Annotated in this window: 23 protein-coding genes; 5 read left to right on the top strand and 18 right to left on the bottom strand. The window is 68.3% G+C overall.

The window, feature by feature from the left end; genetic code table 11:
• Positions 1-125: 125 nt before the first annotated feature.
• Positions 126-413 (bottom strand): hypothetical protein, encoded by a 288-nt coding sequence (locus ACTWPT_RS12385; RefSeq protein ID WP_443177457.1) that lies wholly within the window; start codon positions 411-413, stop codon positions 126-128.
• A 292-nt stretch (positions 414-705) separates the two neighbouring features.
• Between ACTWPT_RS12385 and ACTWPT_RS12380 the strand changes: the two genes are divergently transcribed.
• Positions 706-1,572: a fumarylacetoacetate hydrolase family protein gene (locus tag ACTWPT_RS12380; protein ID WP_443177456.1), complete on the top strand. Its 867-nt coding sequence runs from the start codon at positions 706-708 to the stop codon at positions 1,570-1,572.
• An 18-nt stretch (positions 1,573-1,590) separates the two neighbouring features.
• Here the strand turns inward: ACTWPT_RS12380 and ACTWPT_RS12375 are convergent, their stop codons facing one another.
• From ACTWPT_RS12375 to ACTWPT_RS12355, 5 genes are all read right to left on the bottom strand, one after another.
• Positions 1,591-2,463, bottom strand: a complete 873-nt coding sequence (locus ACTWPT_RS12375; protein WP_443177455.1) for a hypothetical protein — start codon at positions 2,461-2,463, stop codon at positions 1,591-1,593.
• Positions 2,463-2,666 (bottom strand): hypothetical protein, encoded by a 204-nt coding sequence (locus ACTWPT_RS12370; RefSeq protein WP_443177454.1) that lies wholly within the window; start codon positions 2,664-2,666, stop codon positions 2,463-2,465. Before ACTWPT_RS12370 ends, ACTWPT_RS12375 begins: the two co-directional genes overlap by 1 nt.
• A 57-nt stretch (positions 2,667-2,723) precedes the next feature.
• A complete protein-coding gene (locus ACTWPT_RS12365) occupies positions 2,724-3,557 on the bottom strand; it encodes a hypothetical protein (protein ID WP_443177453.1) in 834 nt (277 codons plus the stop codon).
• 157 nt (positions 3,558-3,714) lie between these two features.
• A complete protein-coding gene (locus ACTWPT_RS12360) occupies positions 3,715-3,984 on the bottom strand; it encodes a hypothetical protein (RefSeq protein WP_443177452.1) in 270 nt (89 codons plus the stop codon).
• Between the two features lie 330 nt (positions 3,985-4,314).
• On the bottom strand, positions 4,315-5,316 hold the full coding sequence (locus ACTWPT_RS12355) for an AraC family transcriptional regulator (protein ID WP_443177451.1): 1,002 nt from the start codon (positions 5,314-5,316) through the stop codon (positions 4,315-4,317).
• 261 nt (positions 5,317-5,577) lie between these two features.
• Between ACTWPT_RS12355 and ACTWPT_RS12350 the strand changes: the two genes are divergently transcribed.
• From ACTWPT_RS12350 to ACTWPT_RS12340, 3 genes are all read left to right on the top strand, one after another.
• A complete protein-coding gene (locus tag ACTWPT_RS12350) occupies positions 5,578-6,612 on the top strand; it encodes a hypothetical protein (RefSeq protein ID WP_443177450.1) in 1,035 nt (344 codons plus the stop codon).
• Positions 6,609-6,899 (top strand): hypothetical protein, encoded by a 291-nt coding sequence (locus ACTWPT_RS12345; RefSeq protein ID WP_443177449.1) that lies wholly within the window; start codon positions 6,609-6,611, stop codon positions 6,897-6,899. Before ACTWPT_RS12350 ends, ACTWPT_RS12345 begins: the two co-directional genes overlap by 4 nt.
• A 185-nt stretch (positions 6,900-7,084) precedes the next feature.
• Positions 7,085-7,384 carry a hypothetical protein gene (locus tag ACTWPT_RS12340; protein ID WP_443177448.1) on the top strand — a complete coding sequence of 100 codons (300 nt, stop codon included), beginning with the start codon at positions 7,085-7,087 and terminating at the stop codon, positions 7,382-7,384.
• Here the strand turns inward: ACTWPT_RS12340 and ACTWPT_RS12335 are convergent.
• The 6 genes from ACTWPT_RS12335 to ACTWPT_RS12310 all read right to left on the bottom strand — a co-directional run bounded on the left by ACTWPT_RS12335 (position 7,381) and on the right by ACTWPT_RS12310 (position 13,890).
• Positions 7,381-7,638, bottom strand: a complete 258-nt coding sequence (locus ACTWPT_RS12335; protein ID WP_443177447.1) for a hypothetical protein — start codon at positions 7,636-7,638, stop codon at positions 7,381-7,383. The genes ACTWPT_RS12340 and ACTWPT_RS12335 overlap by 4 nt on opposite strands.
• Positions 7,635-8,942, bottom strand: coding sequence for an MFS transporter (locus ACTWPT_RS12330; protein WP_443177446.1), 1,308 nt, complete (start codon positions 8,940-8,942; stop codon positions 7,635-7,637). Before ACTWPT_RS12330 ends, ACTWPT_RS12335 begins: the two co-directional genes overlap by 4 nt.
• Positions 8,943-9,333: 391 nt before the next feature.
• On the bottom strand, positions 9,334-9,810 hold the full coding sequence (locus ACTWPT_RS12325; protein ID WP_443177445.1) for a transposase: 477 nt from the start codon (positions 9,808-9,810) through the stop codon (positions 9,334-9,336).
• Positions 9,749-10,138: an IS5 family transposase gene (locus tag ACTWPT_RS12320; RefSeq protein ID WP_443177444.1), complete on the bottom strand. Its 390-nt coding sequence runs from the start codon at positions 10,136-10,138 to the stop codon at positions 9,749-9,751. Before ACTWPT_RS12320 ends, ACTWPT_RS12325 begins: the two co-directional genes overlap by 62 nt.
• Positions 10,139-10,183: 45 nt before the next feature.
• Positions 10,184-12,424 (bottom strand): family 43 glycosylhydrolase, encoded by a 2,241-nt coding sequence (locus ACTWPT_RS12315; RefSeq protein WP_443177443.1) that lies wholly within the window; start codon positions 12,422-12,424, stop codon positions 10,184-10,186.
• Positions 12,421-13,890, bottom strand: a complete 1,470-nt coding sequence (locus tag ACTWPT_RS12310; RefSeq protein ID WP_443177442.1) for a sulfatase-like hydrolase/transferase — start codon at positions 13,888-13,890, stop codon at positions 12,421-12,423. The genes ACTWPT_RS12315 and ACTWPT_RS12310 overlap by 4 nt, the downstream gene beginning before the upstream one ends.
• 139 nt (positions 13,891-14,029) lie before the next feature.
• Here ACTWPT_RS12310 and ACTWPT_RS12305 point away from each other — a divergent pair, with 139 nt between their 5' ends.
• Positions 14,030-15,259 carry an RNA-guided endonuclease InsQ/TnpB family protein gene (locus ACTWPT_RS12305; protein WP_443177441.1) on the top strand — a complete coding sequence of 410 codons (1,230 nt, stop codon included), beginning with the start codon at positions 14,030-14,032 and terminating at the stop codon, positions 15,257-15,259.
• Here the strand turns inward: ACTWPT_RS12305 and ACTWPT_RS12300 are convergent.
• The 6 genes from ACTWPT_RS12300 to ACTWPT_RS12275 all read right to left on the bottom strand — a co-directional run bounded on the left by ACTWPT_RS12300 (position 15,242) and on the right by ACTWPT_RS12275 (position 22,105).
• Positions 15,242-16,225 carry an aliphatic sulfonate ABC transporter substrate-binding protein gene (locus ACTWPT_RS12300; protein WP_443177440.1) on the bottom strand — a complete coding sequence of 328 codons (984 nt, stop codon included), beginning with the start codon at positions 16,223-16,225 and terminating at the stop codon, positions 15,242-15,244. The genes ACTWPT_RS12305 and ACTWPT_RS12300 overlap by 18 nt on opposite strands.
• Positions 16,226-16,251: 26 nt before the next feature.
• Positions 16,252-17,022 (bottom strand): ABC transporter ATP-binding protein, encoded by a 771-nt coding sequence (locus ACTWPT_RS12295; protein ID WP_443177439.1) that lies wholly within the window; start codon positions 17,020-17,022, stop codon positions 16,252-16,254.
• Positions 17,019-17,819, bottom strand: coding sequence for an ABC transporter permease (locus ACTWPT_RS12290; protein ID WP_443177438.1), 801 nt, complete (start codon positions 17,817-17,819; stop codon positions 17,019-17,021). The genes ACTWPT_RS12295 and ACTWPT_RS12290 overlap by 4 nt, the downstream gene beginning before the upstream one ends.
• A complete protein-coding gene (locus tag ACTWPT_RS12285; protein WP_443177437.1) occupies positions 17,816-19,030 on the bottom strand; it encodes an ROK family protein in 1,215 nt (404 codons plus the stop codon). Before ACTWPT_RS12285 ends, ACTWPT_RS12290 begins: the two co-directional genes overlap by 4 nt.
• Before the next feature lie 169 nt (positions 19,031-19,199).
• The gene (locus tag ACTWPT_RS12280) at positions 19,200-20,654 is read right to left on the bottom strand and encodes a serine/threonine-protein kinase (RefSeq protein ID WP_443177436.1); all 1,455 of its coding nucleotides are present in this window, start codon (positions 20,652-20,654) and stop codon (positions 19,200-19,202) included.
• Positions 20,654-22,105: a serine/threonine-protein kinase gene (locus ACTWPT_RS12275; RefSeq protein WP_443177435.1), complete on the bottom strand. Its 1,452-nt coding sequence runs from the start codon at positions 22,103-22,105 to the stop codon at positions 20,654-20,656. Before ACTWPT_RS12275 ends, ACTWPT_RS12280 begins: the two co-directional genes overlap by 1 nt.
• Positions 22,106-22,220: the final 115 nt, after the last annotated feature.

The raw sequence follows: 22,220 nt of genomic DNA, 5'->3' as shown, positions 1-22,220 counted from the left end.
GATGCACAGAAGACGATTGGCGTCGCTCTGAGATCCCGCAGGCCACGGGGCAGCAGCGTAGCCGGAGAAGGCTCAGGCGCTACGTCGCGCCGGGATGCCGATGTCCTGAACCTCCCAGTTCGCGATCAGCTGTTCGTCGCGAGTGCGGTCGCCGTCGAGGACTCCGGCGTTGATGGAGGTGGAAAGGTGCTTGTGACACGGACGATCTCCTGAGGAGGTGGACCAGCGTTGGGGTCCCACTCCCTTCTCAAAATCCGTTCGAGCACACCCGTGTGTCGTCGCCCGTCGCGGGGGATGGGGTGGACGTTGGCGGCGGCCGGTAGGCACCAGTCAGGCATCTCGTTGCCCTCTTCTGCCTTGATCGCTACTCCGCCGATCGTCTCCTCAGTGAGGACCGGCACCGTCTCCGCCAACTCGACGTCGTTCGCGCTCCGGCCCGGAGGCGCAGTGTACGCAGGCAGGCGACGTACGCCTCCCACGCCCTGACGTTGTCCGGTCGGGGAGGAAAGAGGAGCGCATCGTCCTGTGTCACTGGTCACCGCTTTAATGTCGATATCGCACTGCGTACGTCATCAATTACAGCAAGCCACATACCTTGCCGTCAGGCGATCGCGAACGAAAGCGTGGGGCACCCGGCGAGACACCGTTCTGGCCGGGTACGAAAGACTCTCATCGGACTCATCTGATGGAGAGTGAGGAGCAGGCATGCACATCGTACGGTTCGTCAGCCCCCTGACCGGCGCGGCCGCGGTCGGCGTCGACGACGGCGAACAGGTGGTGGAGCTGGCCGGGGTCACGACCGTCGGCGAGTTGCTGCGCATGTCGTCCGGGGAACTGCGGGAGCGGTGCTCCGGGGCGGACGGGACCCGGCACCCGTCGGGCTCGGTACGCAGGCTGGCGCCGGTGGACGGGCTGATGGAGGTGTGGGCGGCGGGCGTGACGTACCGGCGCTCGCGCGAGGCGCGGGTGCTGGAGAGCGAGCGGGCGGCCGACGTGTACGAGCTGGTCTACGACGCCGAGCGGCCCGAGTTGTTCTTCAAGTCGGTGGCGTGGAAGGTGAGCGGGGACGGCGGGCGCATCGCGGTGCGCTCCGACTCCGAGATCGACGTGCCGGAGCCGGAACTGGGGCTGGTGCTCAACGCGGCCGGTGAGATCGTCGGCTACACGGTGGTCGACGACGTGAGTTCGCGGACCATCGAAGGGGTCAACCCGCTCTACCTGCCGCAGGCCAAGATCTATCTTGGCGCGTGCGCGGTGGGGCCGGCGATCCGGCCGGCGTGGGAGGTCGCGGATCCGTACGCACTGGACATCACGCTCACCATCGCCAGGGGCGGGGAGACGGTGTGGGACGGCAAGGCCTCCACGTCGCAGTTGAACCGCCGCCTGGACGACCTGGCCGGCTACCTGTACAGGGCCGACGCGTTCCCGGACGGCGCGGTGCTGGCCACCGGCACGTGCCTGGTCCCCGACCTGCCGTTCACGCTGCAGGACGGGGACACCGTGACCATCGGCATCTCCGAGATCGGCGTCCTGACCACCACCGTGGTCAGGGGCCTGGAAGCGATGCGCTGACTGGCGTCCAACGCGCTTTCAGAGGCGTCGCTGGGACTCGGGGGTGGCGTGGACCTGATCCCAGTCGATGGCCACCTTCTGGGGATCCTCCGGGGCGATCTTGGCGGGAAGCCGGGTGTCGGGGAAGATGAGGGCCAGGTACTGCGGCGGGACCCTGTGGGCGAGGCGTGCCTCGTACGAGCCGTTCGGGCCGCTCACGCGGAGGACGAGGCCCAGGATGGGGTCGCCGTTGTCGGCGGTCATGCCGTTCGTCGAGAACGTGCCGAGAACCGTGACCATGGCGGGCACGCCCCGAGCGAGAATGTCGGCGGCCGACACTCGCTCCCCAGCCGACGGGGAGCTCCACCTCGGGGCGCGCTCCCAGTCGATGAGGACGCGGCCGCGGTCCTGCGGGTCGACGTAGATGGCGAGGTGGGCGCCGGGGAGGACGGCGCCCACGAGGAGACGCGGAATCGGCTCGCGGTGGGCGACGCGGTAGGCGTCCCCGCTCTCGGGGTGTACCTCGAGGTCGAACGCGACCATGGGTTGGTCGTTGATCGTCACGCCCGTGTCGTGCATCGAGAGAATGACGGCGGCGGCCGGCACGCCGTTGTCCCGAAGGTCATGGTTACCGCCGGCCATGTCTTTGATCATCCCGAACAGCCCGCCGGATCTGCTCGGCTGCACGTCTCCACCGACGGCCGACATGGCCGTGCGCATCGCGCGATTGGTCAGGCCGAGCACGATCATGAAGGCCCCGGGGATCGACAGCGTCATGCCGACGGGGAAGGCAATAGTCGCCCAGTCGGGTATCGGCCACATCAGCATCCCGGTAACCCCGGCCGCCAGCACGAGGCTGCCGATCACTTCCACGGCCACTCCAATCGGGAGCAGCATTCCCTTACGGGTCATCAGCGTGTTTCCTTATCGCCCGGTCCTGTTCGTATGGTGATCAGGTAACGGCAGAGCGCTTGCCAGGTGCTTGCACGCCGTTTGCCCGGTGCGCCGATGAACAGCACGCCCTCGGGGCCGACGTCTCCGGCCGTGCCGACCTCGACGTCGCCGGCGAAGTCACGCGTGTTGACGTAGCCGGCCTGCCGGGTGTCCTTTCTCATTGGCCGGAGACAGTCTCATTGATCATGAGGCAGCCAGGTCAGCACGTTGCGGCCGCCTCAACTTCTATGAGTCGGGACAGGAGGAATCCACTTGCGGCTCACCATGATGGAGCCGTCGTCGGGAATGGTGATCGCGATGACGCAGTCGCCGCGAATCCAGCCCGACCGCACCAGATAGTGCGTCCCGGCGCGATCGACGATCTCGTGCAGGTTCGGGTACCCATACCACTTGCCGGTTTCCTTGGCGCGGATCCCGCAGTCGTCGAGCTGGCCGAGCCGCTTCTGGCTGTAGACCGTGGCGCCTGTTCTCTTCTCGAGATTTGCGGCAAGCTTCCGAGCTCGGGCGTGTCCCTCATCCTCCGCGTATAGGCCGATCGCCCAGATCGCAGACAGGAACGCGATGGCCACGGCCAAGGGCCGTATCCACGCCACCCGCCCCCTGCCGTCCGGGGCGGTGACCAGCAGCACGCCGACCATGACGAGGCCGAGCGTCGCATAGGTACGGACCGGGGTCGGGTCGCCGGGAGCCCCAACGCCGTAGCCGAGTAGCAGCGCGCCGAGCCCTGTGCCGGTGCGATGCCGGGCGATACCTTCGCGCATACGGTGAACAGCGCCACTGGCCGCGCCGGAAGCGCGAACCACGGCCTCCTTGACCCTCGCGAACCGGGAGCTCCCCGAGAGGGAGGTCTCCGAATCGCGTACATGTGGCCTGGCGCGCTGGATCCACACCGCTACGAGCAGGGTCAGGACCAGGATCACTAGCAGATCCTGGCCGGCCACCCCGACTCCCCGGAGGCCGTATTCCATGGCTGTCAGACCGAGATCGAGCGGCGAGAGGCTGAAGTAGGCGAAGAATGCCTCCGAGTAGGACCAGCCCATGTAGATGGTCACCGCCGTGATGACAAGCCCGTTGGCCGCGACAATGCCCGCTGCGCTCGGAAAGGAACGGGTGTTCTCGCCTACTGAGCGGTCCTCAGCACCTTCACCGTCCGGTCCCCTTCCCACGCGAGGATGCCCACCTTCCCTATTGACCAACGATCAGCAGATCTCACTCGGTCTCCCCCGGCGGGTCGGCGGCCCCTCCGCACGGCGACGCCGGATCATTGATGTCGCAGGTGTCGTGCTGGTCGGTTTCACCGTCGATGTCCCTGGCCCTTTTTGGGCTGGCGTCTTCGCCCTGTTCGCCAGAGGGATCCGGCATATCGGGGTTTTTTGGCTGATAGTGCGAGGTGTCGCTGGATCCCGAATCTGGATCGTCGGAAGAGTCGCATCCCGCAGTGGCAAAGAAGATCACCGCGACCGCGCTTACGGCCGCCACAACGTGTCTCATTGATCACGCTGCCCTTCGGGGCGCAAAGCGCCTGCTAGTTGGTCCGTCACGCAACCTTGGCGGGGATAAATGATCGGATCAGCATCATCTTGGATGCATCCATGTCCTTACGCGATCATTTCCAGTCGAACGGCTGGATCCGGGTCGTTCGTTACGAAGATAAGGTTGGCAACCTGCGGCCCGCGATCCGATTTGCGCAGAGAATGGCCGGTTTGCGCAGGCAGTAGAACGGAACGATGCGGCTCACGGGAGAGCAGCGCCGACGTGAACCTCCGCGTGACCGTACGGCAGCGCGGTGACATCCCAGCGCGCTCTCTCCTACCTGACCGATCGCAGAGTTTCGGAAGGGTGGGCTCCGTATTTCTGGCGATAGGCGGTGGCGAATCGCCCCAAATGGGTGAATCCCCACCGGTGTGCCACGTCGGTGACGCTGGTATAGGACGGCTCGGAAGCGACAAGTTCCGCGTGTACCCGCTCCAGGCGCACGCTCCGCAGGTATGCCATCGGCGACATGTCAACGTGGGTCTGGAATGCTGCTTGGAGGGTGCGGATGCTGACACCCGCGATGTCGGCGAGCGCTGCCGCAGTGAACGGAGTCGCCGGTGATGCCCGCATCGCTTCGATGACTCGCTTGACCGCCGGAGGTCGGGATGGTGGCCCGGGGCTGAGGAGTTCCTCCCGGTAGTTGTGATCTGCTGCTGCCAGCAGGTGGGAGAGCATGCCGTGCCATAGGGGCGCGCCGATGATCTCCTGCCTCGTCAGGGGGTCCTCAATCCCGATCTGCCCGGCGAGCATGCACACCAGCTCCCGCAGAATTCGCCCGTAGCCATGGGTCAGGTCCATCGAAGGGGCGAGGTTGATCGGTGAGCGAACGGGCCTTTGCAGGAGGCGCTCCAGTTCCGCCTCCAGCGCCTCGCGCCTGATCTTGACGCACAGGATGCGGCTACCGGCGCTCCATCGACTCAGCTGTACATCCCCGGTCGGCCCATACAACACAGCGCGCTGCGGGGTTGCCGTGACCTCATTCCCCAAATTCTCGGAACTCAGGTAGCCCGACAGCGGAATGTTGAAGTGATAAAACTTGCGAAGCTCGGCGAAGTCCATCTTGATGTCGGCGTTGAACTGGCAGTCTCCCACCAGGATCGGCCCGAGCTGCATGGCGTCGATCGACATCATGAATTGTTCGGCGCCGCGAAGGACACTCATGCGAAGCGGATAGTACGTCTGGGCGCCCTGCTCGCTGGCCTCGTCAGGGTCAAGCGTGCGAGTGCTGAATCTCCAAGGCAGTGATGGAACTGCCGTGGTAGCTGAATTCGCCATACTGCCGCCATGACACTCGGCCACTATTCAATTCCGGAACGCTAGCATATGGTCGGCGGCCACCGTCAAGCTCTCCCTGCGGCCGGCGGCTCAGGTGCCGCTCGTGCCCTCGATGAACGGCAGGCGGCACGGGACACCGGGGATGCGGGGGCTCTCGCCTCCCGCGTGATTCCGGTTGCTTATGGGAAGGCCAAACGCGTCAACCCCCACCGCCCGGTGTGCTTGACTTCCGCCCGGTAACCACACCCTCTGGGAGGGTTCATGGGGGAGTTCGTGGGGATCGACCCCCGAGGCGCACATGAGCTGATCCGCCGCATGGAGGCGGGAAAACAGGCCCTGACCGGTACCCGGCCAGGGCTCGACGCGGCCATCGCCGAGGCAGGCGAGGACTGGGCCGGCCGCCAGGGCACCGCGGCCATGCACCGCACCTGGGCCTTCTACGACGAGTCGCAGCACGACCTGAAATGGCGCATCGACACCATCGAGCAGCTGGTAACGGTACGTGAGAAGGGCATGCTCACCGGGACCTTCCCGTTCGGCAGCGAGACCGAGGCCGTGTCGGCCGCCGTGAACGACGCGAACGAGGTCGCCGAGACGTTCCAGAACCACGACCGATACCTGCCCGGCGACAACTGGCTCAGGAAGGCCGCCGGGCCGCTCAAGGGCAAGGTCGTCGACCCGGCCTACGCGGCCGCGCTGCTGGCCGGGCTCGGCGGACCTGAGGCGTTCGTCAAACTCTTCCGCGAGTGGATCGACACCCAGGCCGCCGGGCAACACCGAGGGCTCCAGCCCGAAGCGCTCGAACGAGCGGCCGCCTCCACCCCCGGGCAGCTGGCCGCCGCCTTCGCCAGCGCCGAGCGCACCGGACGGCTCGGCGGCGAATGGTACGACATGGTGGCGACCGCTCCGGCGGACGTCCTGACGACACTGGTCGCGCTGGCCGGCCAATCCGGCACGTTCCTCAACCGAGTGGCCATCGACCTCCTGAACCGCTCGCCGGACGCCGAACCCACGGCCGCGGACTGGAATCTCCACAATCTCGCGCAGGCGTACACGGCCAACCCGGACGCCTTCCAGCAACTGCTGGCCGAGCACCCGAAGGAGTCCGGAGTCCTGCTGGCCGCCGACACCCACAACCCCGCGTACGAGCCGACCCTGGCGGACGCGCTGCACAACGCGCTGAAGCCGGGCGCCGGGGCGGACGGGTTGCGCGAGCGGGCCTGGTTCACCGTCATCCGCAGCAACACCGAGCTGCCCGGGATCGAGGCGCTGAAGGCGGGGAGTGCCGGGCCGTGACGACCAAACAGCAACTGCTCAGGGAAGCCGCCGCCAAGGAGGCGCTCGCCTCCGCCTTCGCCAGGTACGCCAAAGGCCTGGCCGACGCCTTCGACGGCATCCCTTCGCAGCAAGGGCAGTTCGATCCTTTCTGGAAGGGCCCGTCGGTGGAGCGGTATCTTGCGCATGCCGTCCGGCTCCGCCGCGAAATGGGCGAGCTCGAGGATTCATGCCTCGCCACCGCAGACAACCTGCGCCGCCGAGCCAAGCAGCTCCGCCTGAATGCAGCGAACCTGGAGAGTCGGTGAGCGTCCACATCGGAGGACAGCGCCGCTGGGTGAGGGGCTGTGGCCTTTGCCGATTCTCGACAAGATCGCGGTTGATCGGAGCGGCGCGGGAGAGCAAGTGGCGGCCGCGTTCCTGGTCCCTGTGATGTCGGCGGCCCGGCTGCGTCGCGCGAAATAGGTCACACATTGACCGGCACATGTGTTCGATGTCTGACGTGACGTGGCACCGGTCGGGACACTACGTTGTGGTTGTGGCCCGGTGGGACGTCAGGGAACGCGCTGCGATGGTGGCACTGCTTCGCCGTACCTCTACGGAGAAGGCGGAACGCGAGCTCGTTCAGCGACTCACGGAAGAGGCATCAGCGGCGGCCGTGTTGCGTGAGCGCCTGGCTCCCGTCGACTTGTTCTCAGACCCAGTGGAGGAAGCGATAGCCGAGGCCCAGGAGGAGATCGCCTCCTGGGAGGAGGAAGGTATCCAAGTCATCGCCTTGGGCGATGATCATTAAACGATCAAGAACGCGTCGCTTGACATCCATAGGAGCATCACCAGCAGGCCGCCCGGACGCACTGCGCGGCGGGATACCTTCACGGCGACCTCCTGGCTCTCTGTCGTCGTGGCTCGCAGGACCGAGGCATCGGTGTCCTGCCCGCCGGCGACGAGAGAGGGCACCGAGCAGCGGAAGCCGAAAATCGCTTCGATCTCACCTTGCCGCACTGCGACGTCGACCGCAGGCCTGGCCGGGGCCGAGAAGGCGCTCATCCCGTCACCGTCCCAGCGCCCGAGGGGAGCGAAGAAGCGTGCGCGTGCACCCACCAGGCGAGCGGAAGTGCGATCAGCACCACCGCCTGGATCGCGAGCAACGCCGGAACGATGCCCCAACGGTCTGCCACCAGGCCGGCTCCCAGGGCGACGAGCGCGTAGAGCACGCTGCCGAGCAGCGACGCAAGCGAACCCATCGTCGCGCGTTCCCGGTCGGTGAACTCGCGCTGCAGCAACGTCTGCTGGGCGATTGTCGACATGCCGTAGGCCGGTGACCCAAGCAGCACGGGCGAAAATACCGTCGGCTTGACCAGCGCCACGAAGTTCGCCACATTGTCGAACAACTCACCGAACAGCAGAGTGCGGGCCGCGCCCACCCGGCCGATCACCCAACCACTGACGCGGAAGCCGATGAAGGCCACGCCATGGCCGAAGGTGCGCCATAGGCCCAGCGCCCAGAGCGGCCACAGCCCTGCCACGAAAACAGGCGACAACTGGGCCGCGCTTTCGCTGCTGTAACGAAGCGCCGACACCAGAGTCATCCGGCGGAGCACCGGATTACGGCGGATGCCGCGCAGGGCCGATCCGAGATGCACCAGCACGTTCGATTCCAGCGGGCTGTGCACCCGCGGTTCCCGGACCCGCAAGGCGACGAGCACGCACAGCACCTGCGGCACGACCGACAGCACGACCACCACACGCAGCGACCACGCGCCGGCGACCACGCCACCTATGGCTGCCGCCAGTGCGAGCGCGATCTGGAACATCGAGTTCACCCGGCCCGAGTGCCGGGGGAACTCCTCCTCCCGGCCGGCTTCGAGCAACGTGTCGTAGAGCAGAGACTCGTTGTTGCCGCTCCACAGTGAGGTCGCCAATCCCTCCAGCACAACAGCTGCCAGGAGGAGGCCGTAGCCCGAAGCGCCGGCGTACCCGAGATGGGCGGCCACCATGACGACGGCACCGGCGATCATCGTGCCGCGTCGGCCGAGGCGGTCGGAGAGCACCCCGGTAGGGACTTCGAACGCTGCCGAAGACAGCATCTTCACCGCCAGGAGGCTGGCGGCAGCGGTGTACGAGCCGGTGACTTGCGCGAAGTAGATGACCATAATCGGCCCGTACATGCGGAAGTCGCCGAAGAAGTTGAACCAGCTCAGCAGGCGGACATTCCGGTTGACAGTCTGATCAGCGGAGTTCGGAGCAGGCGGAGCTGACCTCGACCGTTGGGATTTCCTGCCGAACGGGGCAGCGATCAGGCGTTCGACCAGGACACGTACACGGAGCAGTGAAGAATGACGAGCGGACACAGCAGAACTCCCGGAAAGGCGAACGGAGACGCCAAACAGCGCCAAGGGCCGGTGACACGTGTCACCTCGCCCCGGCGACCGGGATGTGTGCTGACTTTGCTGCTACACGCGCGGCGTTACAAGCCTGCGCCTGCGGTCACCAAGGGGCGAACGGAAGCTCCGGTCATCGTTGTAGACATCAGTGCTCCTCAATTCCCCAGGCGGACGGGATTCCGCAGCGGCTTCAACTCTAGCGACCGAAGGACCTACGTGTCCGCTGAATCACGGACACAACGGCGGGTAACCGCGCCTCATGGCCGCTTGAGCCAATCCAGGATGGCGGCGAGGACAACGCCGTCGCGGTAGACAACGGCATGCTTGTCGTAGCGGGTGGCCAGGCCGCGCCAGTTCTTCATCCGGTTGAAGAACCGTCCACGACGTTGCGGTTCTTGTAGTCCTCGCTGTCATGGGAGACGGGCCGGCCACCCCGGGCGCCACGACGCCGGCGGTACCCCGCCTGGTCTGCCGGCTCAGGAATGACCGTCTTGATGCCACGCGCCCGCAGCATCGCTCGATGGCCACGTGACGAATAGGCCTTGTCCCCCCGCAGCAGTTCAGGCGTGGTGCGGGGCCGGCCGGGGCCTTTGCGGGCCACCCGCAGCTCGGCGAGCAGCTTGGGCAACGCCGGCCAGTCCCCGGCCTGACCAGGGCTGACAAGCACCACGAGCGGGCGGCCTTTGCCGTCGACCAGCGCGTGTGTCTTGGTGGTCAGGCCGCCGCGTGACCGGCCGATGCCGTGATCGTCGGGCTCGACAAGCTGATTCGTGTCATTCGGTGCCGCCCCCCGTGTGCGAGAAGGGCGACACCGACGACCTCGCAGCGGTCGCACCGTGCTGATGCACCCGCGCGATCGTGGAGTCCATCGACACCCGCCAATCGACCTCTCCGTCCACGTCAGCGTCTGCCTGCAGGGTGGCGAGGATCTCGTCCCACACCCCGTCACGTGACCAGCTCTGATGGCGACGGTGCACCGTCTGCCACGCCCCGAATTCCTTCGGCAGATCTCGCCACGCCACTCCAGTGCGAAGGCGGTAGAGCACAGCCTCCACCACCGGACGATGCGGCCGGAACGGCGGACCCATCGGCCCCTTCGTCGGCGGCAGCAGAGGCTCGATCCGAGCCCACATGTCATCGGAAAGCAGCGCCAGACGCGTCATCTGCCGATCTTCTACTGAACGCGCGCTCAACTCGTGAGATGCGCCCTAGTCGCGATAAGTCCGGACATAGTCGAACGTGGCGACGGCGCCCGCTCTGTTCATCGAGATCAGCCCGATCTTGAGCTTGCCCTTGAACGGAAGCGTCCATACGCCGCTCCGCACCCAGCGCGACCCGTCCCGGCTGGTCGCCGCGCGCACCTCCACCTCGTTGTTCGCCGCGTCATGGTGGTACGACATCCGCAACCACATCGTCGAGGCCGCCGGCCCGCCGAACATCGGCCCGTTGAAGACGGCGGTCGGTGGGGTGGTCGTCGGCCGTTCGCCCTCCTTCAGGAACTCGCTCACCTGCAGCACCGCCCCATTGCCGCGGGCCAGCGGCAGCACCGAGTGGGCCATCTTGAAGTAGCGGTCGTCGTTCTCGTACAACACCAGGCCGGCCTGCTGGTTGCCCTGGGTCGGCGCGAAGTCGAGCTTCGTCTCCACTGTGTAGTCGCCGTCCGGCGCGTCCCGGAGCAGGACCGACGCCGTGTTGGTGGTGCGGTGCAGTTCGGCGTTCTGGGTCGGCCAGGACAGCGTGCCGCCCGAGACGGTGACGTCGGCCGCCGGGCCGCGCACCCACTGCCAGGTCGTATCGATCGCCGTGCCGTCGAACTCGTCGCTGTACTCGGGCAGCAGCGCGCCGGGCGCGGGTTCGGGGATGCGTGATGTGACCGGCGTGTACAACTTCGCGGCACCGACGTTGTCGGCGTCGGCGGCCCCGCGGGCGACCGCGCCCACCGCGCCCGGACGGGCGGCGGGCGGCGGCAGGCGGCGGGTCTGCACGGCCACGGGGTCGCCCAGCTTGTCGCCGCTTACCTGTACGGTCAGGTCGAGGCCGCGAAGCTCGGCCACCACCGTGTGCCAGGTGCCGAGGTCGAACCCGGCGGGCAGCGGCGTCACCTGGCGGCCGCGGCTGATGCCGCCGATCACCACGTCGCTGACCAGGGCGCCCCGGTCGCGGTCCAACCAGGCGGTCACGTGGTTGAGGCGGTTGACGTGGGCGAGCGTGAGCCCGGCCGCGCCGGATGTGACCCGCAGGTCGGCTTGGGCTCGGACGTTGGCGCCCGGGGTCTTCTTGCCCGACGTCACGTAGGAGAGACCGCCCGTGTGGGAGGCGTAGCCGTGGGCGTCCTGGTCGGTCTTGATCGACCAGCCGCGTCCGTCCTGCCAGCCGCCGAAAGATCCCTCGCCGAACGTGCCGCCCGCGTCGTACGACGCCACCGGAGCGGGCTGCGGGCCCTCCGACGGTCCGGCGCCGGCGCGGACCACCGGCCAGCCGTCGATCCAGTCCAGCCGGTCGATGAGCAGCGGCCGTTTGGTCAGGCCGGACGGCCCGTTGACGATCGGCGGGAAGTCGGGGTCGGCGGTCGAGACGGCGTGGTAGACCAGCCAGTCCTGGCCGGACAGGTCGGTCAGGAAGCCGCTGTGGCCAGGGCCGGCCCAGCGGTTGCCGTTCGCGCCGGCCACGATGGCACCCTTGGTGGTCAGCGCCATCAGGTCCACGCCCTCGTCGTCCGTGAACGGGCCCAGCGGGCTGGTGGCGCGGCCGACCTTCACCTGGTAGCCGCTGTAGGCGCCGTCGCAGCAGCCGGCGTCGGAGTAGAAGAGGTAGTAATGGTCGCCGCGGCGGACGACGTACCCGCCCTCCATGCGGCGGCCCCTCGCGACCTGCGTCACCGGGCCTTCGACGCGGGTGGCGTCGGCGTTCATCTTCGCCACGCAGAGCGTGTCGTAGCTGCCCCAGTAGAGGTAGTGGCCACCGTCGACGTCGGTGAACTGGGCCTGGTCGATGGTGAAGGTCGGGCACGCGCCCTGCGGCTCGGGCGGTACCACGTCGCCTGCGTCCGTCCACGGTCCGACGGGGGTCGGGGCGGTGGCCAAGCCGATGTCGCCGGAGGCGAGCGAGTAGTACAAGTAGTACTTGCCGCCTATGTAGCGGATGTCGGGCGCCCAGAGGCGGGCGCCGTTGTGCCACGCCGGCTTGGTCTGCGAGGTGAAGACGTCGCCGGCATGTTCCCAGGTCACCAGGTCCGTCGAGCGCAGGATCGGCAACATGCGCTCGCCGGCCTCGCCCTTGCTGTTGAAGACCGGGTTCTGGGTGCCGTAGGCATACCAGAGGCCGTCGCGGGCGTGGATCACCGTGGGGTCGGGGAGGGAGTCGACCACGCCGGCCGACACCGGGTTCTCGTAGACGGGCGCGGCGGTCAGGCCGGACAGTAGGGCGGTGACGGCTAAGACAATCTTCATGGAGTGGGGCTCTCCTTCTCGAAGGAGCTCAGCGTGGGGTCGTAGTCGAGGGCGCCGATGTCGTACATCGGGGTCATCCAGTGGTAGAAGTTGTCGCCGCGCTCGCGCAGCAGGTCGTACAGGCGGCGCATCAGGCGGCGGCGGACCGGGGCCAGCTCGGGGTGGGTGTAGCGGTTGCTGAGCTCGTGCGGGTCGGCGTGCAGGTCGTACAGCTCGTTGACGGACTCCGGGTTGACGACCAGCTTGTAGCGGTCGTCGCGGATCATCCGCTGCGGGTAGGGGAAGTGGTGGCCGTGGAACTCGGCCAGCAGCTCGGCGGGCCACTCGGGATGCTCGCCGCGCACCAGGGGGACCAGGCTGCGGCTGTCCACGGCCGGCTTGGTGTCGCAGCCGGCCAGCTCCAGGATCGTCGCCGTGCAGTCGGTCAACGTCACGAACTCGTTCCTGACCTGCGGCTGTTCGCCGGGGATGCGGACGATGCCGGGGATGCGGTAGATGTCCTCGTACATGGCCGGGCCCTTGTCGTGCAGGCGGTGGGCGCCGGTGAACTCGCCGTGGTCGGCGGTGAAGAAGACCGAGGTCTGGTCGGTCAGCCCGAGTTCGTCGAGGCGGTCGAGGATGCGGCCGATCTGCTGGTCGATCAGGGTGACGTAGCCCCAGTAGACGGCGATCAGCTTGCGCGTGATCTCGATGGGGATCGTGTCGAACGTCCAGTGCTCGCTGTAGTTACGCTGCACCGGCGGTTTGCCCTCGAACGTCTCCGCGATCGACGGCGGCAGCTCGACCAGGCTCGGGTCGTACATGTCGAAGTACTCGTCCGGCAGCAGGTACGGCAGGTGCGGCCCGAAGAAGTGGGTGGCCAGGAAGAACGGGCGGCCGTCGGCGGCATAGCGGTCGAGGTGCTCGATGGCCCGGGTCGCCAGATAGTGCTCGAACGTGGCCTCCACCGGCTGGTGCAGCCGCGCCGCGAGCAGGTTGCCCTGGTTGCCGTTGGGGGTGGTGCCCCGGATCAGGTCCGAGATCCGGTACGGCGGCAGCCCCTGCTCCTCCAGGTACGCCAGGTAGTCCGGATGGTCGACCGGATTGTGCCAGCCGGGCAGGTTCGGGCCGTCGAAGCCGTACGAGGCGGCGTTGCGGCTGGTGCCGCCGTGCCACTTCCCGATCAGCCCCAGCTGGTAACCGCGCTCCCGCAGCCCGCCGGGGAAGGTGAACGCGTCCTCTCGCAGATCCTCCAGATAGCCGACGTTGCGCTCGTAGTTCGCCAGCAGCCGATGCCGGAACGGGGCCTGCCCGGTGAGCAGGCTGGCCCGCGCCGGCGTGCAGATGGCCGTCGGCGTGTAGAACCGATCGAACCGCGTGCCGGTGGCGGCCAGCCTGTCCAGGTTGGGCGTGGCCACGTGCGGGTTGCCGTAACAGCCCAGGGTGTCGACGCGGTGCTGGTCGGTCATCAGGAACAGCAAATTCACCACTGAGTCGTGGCGCTGAGACCCGGTCCTTCGGAACCGGGAGATAGCGCCAACCCCCTTTCGAAAAGAGTATGGAAAACATCGGTAACAGTCAGTAATATGTGCCGGTGCGTGAGGCTCGAGTGACAGGAGGTGCGCGATGGCGATCCGCCGCTCTGCCGCTAAGCGGAAAGGCCTGCCCTCGGTGGTGCAGCTCCGGCTCACACCCGCCCCCGACCAGGCCGACGCCCTCACCGCAGCAGTGCTGCTGTGCAATCAGGCAGCGACCTTCGTCTCCCGGCTGGCCTGGCAGCAGCGCACATTCACCATGGGGGAGCTGCACCGGCAGGCCTATTACCCGGTGCGCGCGGAGTTCGCCGGGCTGGGCGCACAGGCGGCCGTGCGGGCCATTGCCCGGGTGGCCGGCGCGTACGCCAACCGGCGTGCCACCAAGACGCGGGCTCATGTGTTCCGCCCGTACGGTGCGGTCCCCTACGACGCCCGGCTGATGAGCTGGAACCGTGATGCCCGCACGGTGTCGTTGTGGACCCCCACCGGCCGCGTGACTGTGCCGTATACGGGGCGGCCGGAGGCTTTGAAGGCCGTCGACACGCTGCCGCTCGGCGAGGCCGATCTCATCTTCCGGCGCGGCGAGTGGCTGCTGCACGTTGCCGTCACCCTGCCCAAACCGGCGGTGCGCGAGCCGGTCAACGGCTTCCTCGGGGTGGACCAAGGAGTGGCGAACCTGGCCGTCACCAACGACGGCGCGGTGCTGCCCGGGCCCGCCCTGCCCGGCCCGATCGGCGGCAACGGGCACGTGCGCAGCCTGCGGGAGCGCAGGTATCGGCAGCGCCGCCGTTTGCAGAAGAAGGGCACACCTGCGGCGCGGCGGGTGCTGCGCCGTCTGTCCGGGCGTGAGCACCGGATGATGACCGACGTCAACCACCAAATCTCCAACCATGTGGTGTGCGAAGCCGAACGCACCGGCCGCGGCATCGCCCTGGAGGATCTCCAGGGCATCCGCGGCCGGGTAAGGGCTCACCGGCTCCAGCGGCGCACCCTGCACGGCTGGGCGTTCGCCCAGCTGATCGCGTTCACCCGCTACAAGGCCGCGCGGGCCGGGGTCGCCTTCCTGCTGGTCGACCCCGCCTATACTTCGCAGGCCTGTCCCGACTGCGGGTGCGTCACCAGGGCGAATCGGCCGGCGCGGGGCCGGTTCGTCTGTACCGGGTGTGGCCTCGCTGGGCACGCCGATCACATCGCGGCCTGCAACATCGCCGTACGCGGCGTTGCGGGCTGGGCTGTTGTCAACCAGCCGCACGCTACCGGCCTCCCTTCAGCCAGACGGGACCGTGAGAGCAAACCACCGGTCTCAACCGGTGGTAGTTGACTTGCTGAAGGCCTTTTCGTAGAGATCGCCGGTGTAGTACGTGGCCGGGTCGGGGCGCGACTTGAGCTGGCCGGTGTTGACGAAGAAGTTGCTCAGGCTGTTCAGCCACTTGGCGACCGTGCCGTCCTTGGTCTTGGCCACCAGGTCGGCCGTCGGCATCGTCTGGACGTTCGCCGCGTCGGCCTTCACCTTGGCCGGGTCGAGCTTGAGCAGCGCCGCCGACTCGGCGATCGACTCCTCGGGGTGCGCGGCCCGCCAGTCGTTGGCCTCCTGCAGCACCTTGATCACCTTGTTGGTGAGCTCCTGATCCGTCTTGGGCCCCGACACGAACGCGGTCGGGAACGAGCTGTCGGGAAACTCCCTGGTGCTGGCGAGCTCGACGGTGCCCGGCACTTTCTGCTTGATCGTGTCGATCAGCGGATACCAGATGCCGGCCCCGTCGATCTGTCCGGCCGAGAACGCCGACACGACGGTGGCCGGGTCCATCGGCACCTTCTGGATGTCCTTGGCGGTCATCCCGGCCTTCTGCAGCGCCAGGTTGAGCACCATGTCGCCGGACGTGCCCTCGGGCACCCCGACCTTCTCGCCCTTCAAGTCCTGCATGGTCGCGACGCCGGGGCGGCCGATGACGCGGTCGGCGTACGCGAGCGTGTTGATCGCGATGACCTTGGCCTTGCCCGAGGCCGGCAGCCACATGGCGCCGGGGCCGATGTAGCCGAAGTCGAGGTCGCCGGCGCCGAGCGCCTGGATCTGCAGCGGCCCGTTGGTGAAGACCTTGATGTCGGGGGTGAGCCCCTGCTTCTCCCACAGGCCCTGCTTGTCGGCGATGGCGAGCAGGCTGGCGCCGTTGTAGTCGCTGATGTAGCCGAAACGGACCGTGGTGCCGTCATCAGAGCAGGCGGTCACGGACAGTGTCAGCAGGCTCACCGCCGTGGCGGCCGTCAGGGCGCGACGAAGAGAACGCATGGCGGATCAGTCCTTTCCAGGGGGTGTCAGGCGGCTGATGCTTGGTGGTAAACGCTGTGCCAGACCTCGTTGCGGATCCGCCCGAACTCGGGCGAGAGGCGCATTTCCTCGGTCCTTGGGTACGGCAGGTCGACGTCGACGACCTGCTGGATGCGGCCGGGACGGGCCGCCATGACGATCACGCGCCTGGCCAGGTAGACGGCCTCGTCCACGTCGTGGGTGATGAACATGACCGTGCGCTGCTCCTGGCTCCAGGTCGCCAGCAGCTGGTCCTGCAGTTGCACCCGGGTCAGCGCGTCCAGCGCGCCGAACGGCTCGTCCATGAGCAGGACCTGCGGGTTCACCGCGTACGCGCGGGCGATTGCGCACCGCTGCTTCATGCCGCCGGACAACGTCTTGGGCAGCGCGTCGGCGAAGTCGGACAGCCCCACGAGCTCGATCGCCCGCTGCGCCCGCCGCCTGCGCTCATCGGCAGGGAGCTCGGCCAGCTTCAGCCCGAACTCGACGTTCTTGCGCACGGTCAGCCAGGGGAACAACGCGTACTGCTGGAAGATCACCCCGCGTTCCGGCCCGGGACCGGTGACCGGCACGCCGTCCACCAGCACCTCGCCCGAGGTGGGCTCGACCAGCCCGGCCGCCATGCTCATGAGCGTGCTCTTGCCGCACCCGGACGGGCCCACGACCGTGACGAACTCCCGGTCGGCGATGTCCAGCGACACCTGGCTCAGCGCGGTGAACGTATCGTCCTTCATCGGGTAGGTCTTGACGACGTCCCTGAACGAGATCTTGGTGGTCAACGGCGCTCCTGCCAGTCGGTGAGGTGGCGCTCGGCCAGCAGCAGCAGCCGGTCCATCAGCAGGCCGAGCACGCCGATGGCGATCAGGCCCACGAAGATCGTGGGCAGGTCGTAGTAGAGCTGGGCGTTCTGCATGCGATAGCCCAGGCCCTCCTGGGCGGCGATCAGCTCGGCGGCGACCAGCGTGCCCCAGGCCGAGCCGAGCCCGACCCGCATCCCGACCAGGATGAACGGCGTGGACGCCGGCACCACGACCTTGAGGAAGATCGTCCGATCGGACGCGCCGAGCACGCGGGCGGCGTTGATCAGCGTCTTGTCCACGTCCACCACGCCCTGGAACGTCGCCACGACGCTGGACAGGAACGACGCCAAGAAGATCACGAAGACCTTCGGCACCTCGCCGATGCCCATCAGCACGATGGCGAGGGGAATGATCGCCAGGGGCGGGATGGTGCGGAAGAACTGCACGTAAGGCTCCAACAGGCCGCGCGCGGTGGCGTACCAGCCCATCAGGAAGCCGATCGGGATCGCCAGCAGGGTGCCGAGCAGGAAACCCAGCAGCACTCTGCGCAGGCTGGCGAGCGCGTCGTCCAGGAGTGTGCCGTCCGCGATCAGCTCGCCTGCCTTGGCCGCCACTTCCAGCGGGGTCGGCAGTCCCTGCACGCCGACCGTGGCCAGCAGTGTCCACACGACGAGGCCGATGACGACGGCGATCAGGTTCAGGGTGAAGGCGCGGCTGGAGCGTTTGGGCTCGCGTCGCGCCGTAGGTGTCTTGCCCAGTGCGGTGAGCTGCGTCATGACTGACCCAAATGGTTCATGAGGTCCTCTGGCACAAGATCCGGACCGGCCGGATAACGGGAAAGCAAAGGGGATTCGTGCAGCACCAGGGCGATGCCGCCGAGCGCGCCCGCGGCCTCGCCGAGCGTCGCGCGGCGCACCGTGATCCGGTGCCTGGAGATCGGCATGACGCGGGCGTGCAGCGTGCGCTCGATCGGCTCGAACAACGCGGCGCCGGTCTCCGCGAGCTCGCCGCCGATCACGATCACGCTGGGGCCGATGGCGTTGCACAGGGCCGCGAGCACGCCGCCGATGTTCTCCCCGACGCCCTCGAGCAGGCGGAGCGCCGTGCCGTCGCCGGCCTTGACGGCCTTGATCAGCTCGGGGGCATCGTCGGCCCGGCCACCGGCGGCGCGGTAGGAGTCCAGCACGGCTCTGACCGAGGCCACGGTCTCCAGGCAGCCGGAGCCGCCGCACGAACAGGGCGCGCCGTGCGGGTCGACCGTGATGTGGCCGAACTCGCCCGACAGGCCGTACGCGCCGCGGTGCAGCGACCCGGCGATCACCAGCCCGCCGCCGACGCCGTGGGACAGCCGCAGGTACAGCACGTCCTGGCCGCCCGCGGCCGCGCCCCAGATCGCCTCGCCCAGCGCGGCCAGCCGGGCGTTGTTGTCCAGCAGCACCGGCACGCCGAACCGCTCCCGCAGCAGCACCTGCGCAGGATGCAGGGTGTCGCCGTCCTCGCGGGAGTCCGGGCCGCCGACCGGGCCGACCACGCCGGCGCCGATCGCGCTGAGCGCGCCCAGCCGCAGGCCACCCTCGCCGAGTGAGCCGACGAGCCGCTCGGCCAGGTCCACTCGCTGCTCCCACGGCAGGTCGGCGTCGTGCGGCTCGCTGGCCGCGCCGACGATCTCGTGCGCCAGGTTGACGGCTGCGACGTGCAGCGCGCGGCGGGCGAAGTCGATGCCGATGGCCTGTCCGGCGTCCGGGTTGAGCGTCAGCGTCTCAGCCGGCCGGCCGCGGCCGCGCGGCGTGTCGTCCTGCTGGGTGGCGGTGACGACGGCGCCGGTGGTCATGAGCTCGGCGAGGATGTCGTACAGGGTGGTACGGGACAACCTGCAGAGCTTGCCCAGCTCGCCTCGGCTGAGTGGGCCGTGCTTGCGCAGCAGTCCGAGCACGAGCTCTTCGTGCCCGCGCCGCAGCTGTGACAAAGGGCCACGGGGTTGTGACATAACGCCGAGTCTGCCCACGCCCACTGTTTTTCGTCAATAACCCGGAAAAAAACGTCTCGGGTGCGACATGGCGCTGTGAGCTGGAGAAACGCGGCTGCGTAGGGGGTTGGCGAGCCTTGTAACGTTCCCGTAACACGCCCACGCGCCCACGCAAGCCCGTCGACGTGCGTCAGGAGTACCGCTCGCACACTGTGAACGACACTCTCCTGGTGGCCTTCGACGGTGTCAGCAGGTGATAGACGATCGTGTGCCGCCCCGGCTCGAAGGCTCCGAAAGGGTTGCGCCGGTCCTCGGTCGTGCCGGTCACCCAGCCCGTCTTCCGTCCTTCGTCCTGGCCGTCCACCACCCAGCGGTAGGTGTACTCCGTCTGCTTGCCAGATGGACCCTTGATCACGGCGACCGGGAAGAGACTGGGCGACCAGCAGCCGTCTCCTCCGATCTGCTGCCCCTCCAGCGTCAACGACACCAGGCGTACGGCCCCCGCAGCCGTCGTCGTCGTCGCGGGTTTCGCCGGGGACGTCGTAGGTTTGGGCGTCGACGGGCGGCGGGAGGGGGTGGGGGTCGAGCGGGCGGTCCTGGTGGGGCGCGTCTTCTTAGCCGGCGCAGTGGGGGTCTTGCCAGTGCCCCGGTTCGTGGCCGGTGGGCTGGTCGTCGTGGTGGTGGTCGGTTCCCTGGCGGCTGACGAGGTGGGCGCGGCCGTTGTCGCCGGGGTGGGCATCCACATGATCGCCCCGGCGACCAGCGCAGCGGACAGGCCCAGCGCGCCGACGCCGGCCAGCAGCGCCTTCCAGCGGGGGCGGCTCGCGGGATGACCCACCGTACCGCCTCGTCGGCCTGCCGTACCGGTGGGTGGAGCGCCGATGAGCAGGAGCAGGACGTCCTGCATGGTGGGGCGGGCGGCGGGGTCCTTGGCCAGGCAGGACAGCACGATCGGACGCAGCGGATGCGGCAGATCGCCCAGGTACGGCTCGTCGTGGAGGATGCGGCGGATCACCGCGGGCAGTGAGTCGTTGCCGAACGGCGGACTTCCTGTCGCGGCGAACACGATCATCGACGCCCACGCGAAGACGTCCACGGCGGGACCGAGCGGGGCGCCCGCGATCTGCTCGGGCGCCATATAGGCGGGCGTGCCGACGATACTGCTCGTCACGGTCAGCGAATGGCCGGACGCGCGGGCGATGCCGAAGTCGATGACCCGCGGCCCATCCCTCCCGAGCAGCACGTTGGCGGGTTTGAAATCGCGATGCACCACCCCGGCCCGGTGGATCGCCGCCAGCGCCGTCGCGGTCGCCACCGCGAGTCGCTGCAGGTTGGGCCCCACGTGACGGCCGGCCTCCTGGAGTGAAGGACCCTCGACGTACTCGGTCACGATGTACGGCCGGCCGCTCAGCGAGGCGTCGAACACCTGTGCGATGCAGAACGGCTCCACCCGGCGCGCCGCGTCGATCTCCTTGGCGAAGCGATGGTCATCCGCCAGGCCGTCAGCCAACACCTTGACCGCGACCCGCCGCCCGTCGGGAGCCTGGCCCAGGTAGACCACCCCTTGGCCGCCCGCGCCCAGACGCCCCAGCAGCCGGTAGGGGCCTACGGTCGGGGGATCTTCTGGCAGGAGCGGGTTCATCATCAGCTCCCAGTGGGGCAGATGGTGAACGAGAACGTCTTCGACACCGCTTGGGGCGAGGTGAGGCGGAGGATGATCCGGTGAGGACCGTCCGACTCCACGAGCGGGCCAGTGACCTGCCGAGTGTAGGTGTCGGCGATGACGGACTCGGAGCGCTGCACCACCCGCCCGTCCAGGACCCATTCGTAGCGGAACGTGGTGGCCAGCTTGGTCCCCTCCACCAGGCCGGAGATGTTGCCTTGGCCGAACACGCAGTCAGGGGTGTCGGCATGCCTGGGGCCAATGACCCGCACCCAGACGATCCGGAAGGAGCCGCTGCCCGATCGGGGTTTCGCCGATGAGGTCGCCGGCCGGGGAGCGGGCTGCGTCGGCTTCGTCGTCCGCGTCACGGTCGGCTTCGTGGTGGTCGCTGGTTTCGGGGTGGAAGGACGTTTGGTCCTTTTCGGGCTCTGGCGCGTTTTCGCCGGTGTCGGCGTCGCGGAAGTGGTGAACGCCAGCGGCTGCGTACTCGGTCGCGGCTCCCAGACGCTTGTGACCCCCCAGGCGAGGACGGCCGCGACCGCCAGCGTCCCCACGCTGGAGACCCCTGCGACGAGCGCCGTCCTGCTCCCGCGCCGACGCCGCCCGGGAACAGTGGACGGACCGCGGCCATCGGCACCGTCCGGAGGCCCGAGGGTCTGTCCCCCCAGAAGCTGCAGCAACACGTCGCGCATGGCCGGCCGCCGCGCCGGATCCTTGGCCAGGCACCTCAGCACGATCCCGCGCAACGGTTGCGGCAGGTCGCCGAGCTGCGGCTCGTTGTGCAGGATCCGATTGATCACCGCGGGCAGCGAGTCCTCACCGAACGGGGGCGTACCGGTGGCGGCGAACACGATCACCGATGCCCACGCGAACACGTCGACGGCCGGCCCGATCCGCTCGCCGGCGAGCTGCTCCGGCGCCATGTATGCAGGCGTCCCCACGATGCTGCTGGTAGCCGTCAGCCCCGCTTCCACGGACCGGGCGATCCCGAAGTCGATCACCCTGGGCCCGCCCTGTCCGAGCAGTACGTTGGCAGGCTTGAAGTCGCGATGCACGATGCCGGCCTGATGAATGGCCGCCAGCGCCGTCGCAGTCGCCACCGCGAGCCGCTGCAGGTCAGCGCCGACGTGGCGCCCGGCCTCCTGGAGTGAGGGACCCTCGACGTACTCGGTCACGATGTACGGCCGGCCGCTCAGCGAGGCGTCGAGCACCTGGGCGATGCAGAACGGCTCCACCCGGCGCGCCGCGTCGATCTCCTTGGCGAAGCGCTCGTTGGCGAGTCCCTCGCGGAGCACTTTGACCGCGACGGGCCTTCCGTCGGGCCCCTGGCTCAGGTAGACCACCCCTTGGCCGCCCGCGCCCAGACGCCCCTGCAGCCGGTAGGGCCCCACGGCAGTGGGGTCGCCTTCCCGGAGGGGTTCGACGTGCGACATGGGACTCCTGTGACGACTTGGGGGATCTTGGCACCATAGCGGGAAATGTCGGACCTAGTGGGCCAGTCGGGTAAACCAGACCCTCGGGCAGGCCTGGCGGATCACTCTGTAGGCC

The organism is Nonomuraea sp. 3N208, from assembly GCF_052245935.1.
GTDB lineage: Bacteria > Actinomycetota > Actinomycetes > Streptosporangiales > Streptosporangiaceae > Nonomuraea.
This window is presented reverse-complemented; position numbering and strand designations above follow the sequence as displayed.

Coding starts and splice junctions, on each gene's coding strand:
- ACTWPT_RS12380 (WP_443177456.1), top strand. CDS start 706: ATGCACATCGTACGGTTCGTCAGCCCCCTGACCGGCGCGGCCGCGGTC.
- ACTWPT_RS12375 (WP_443177455.1), bottom strand. CDS start 2,463: ATGACCCGTAAGGGAATGCTGCTCCCGATTGGAGTGGCCGTGGAAGTG.
- ACTWPT_RS12370 (WP_443177454.1), bottom strand. CDS start 2,666: ATGAGAAAGGACACCCGGCAGGCCGGCTACGTCAACACGCGTGACTTC.
- ACTWPT_RS12355 (WP_443177451.1), bottom strand. CDS start 5,316: ATGGCGAATTCAGCTACCACGGCAGTTCCATCACTGCCTTGGAGATTC.
- ACTWPT_RS12350 (WP_443177450.1), top strand. CDS start 5,578: ATGGGGGAGTTCGTGGGGATCGACCCCCGAGGCGCACATGAGCTGATC.
- ACTWPT_RS12340 (WP_443177448.1), top strand. CDS start 7,085: ATGTCTGACGTGACGTGGCACCGGTCGGGACACTACGTTGTGGTTGTG.
- ACTWPT_RS12335 (WP_443177447.1), bottom strand. CDS start 7,638: ATGAGCGCCTTCTCGGCCCCGGCCAGGCCTGCGGTCGACGTCGCAGTG.
- ACTWPT_RS12320 (WP_443177444.1), bottom strand. CDS start 10,138: ATGACGCGTCTGGCGCTGCTTTCCGATGACATGTGGGCTCGGATCGAG.
- ACTWPT_RS12315 (WP_443177443.1), bottom strand. CDS start 12,424: ATGAAGATTGTCTTAGCCGTCACCGCCCTACTGTCCGGCCTGACCGCC.
- ACTWPT_RS12305 (WP_443177441.1), top strand. CDS start 14,030: ATGGCGATCCGCCGCTCTGCCGCTAAGCGGAAAGGCCTGCCCTCGGTG.
- ACTWPT_RS12300 (WP_443177440.1), bottom strand. CDS start 16,225: ATGCGTTCTCTTCGTCGCGCCCTGACGGCCGCCACGGCGGTGAGCCTG.
- ACTWPT_RS12290 (WP_443177438.1), bottom strand. CDS start 17,819: ATGACGCAGCTCACCGCACTGGGCAAGACACCTACGGCGCGACGCGAG.
- ACTWPT_RS12285 (WP_443177437.1), bottom strand. CDS start 19,030: ATGTCACAACCCCGTGGCCCTTTGTCACAGCTGCGGCGCGGGCACGAA.
- ACTWPT_RS12280 (WP_443177436.1), bottom strand. CDS start 20,654: ATGATGAACCCGCTCCTGCCAGAAGATCCCCCGACCGTAGGCCCCTAC.
- ACTWPT_RS12275 (WP_443177435.1), bottom strand. CDS start 22,105: ATGTCGCACGTCGAACCCCTCCGGGAAGGCGACCCCACTGCCGTGGGG.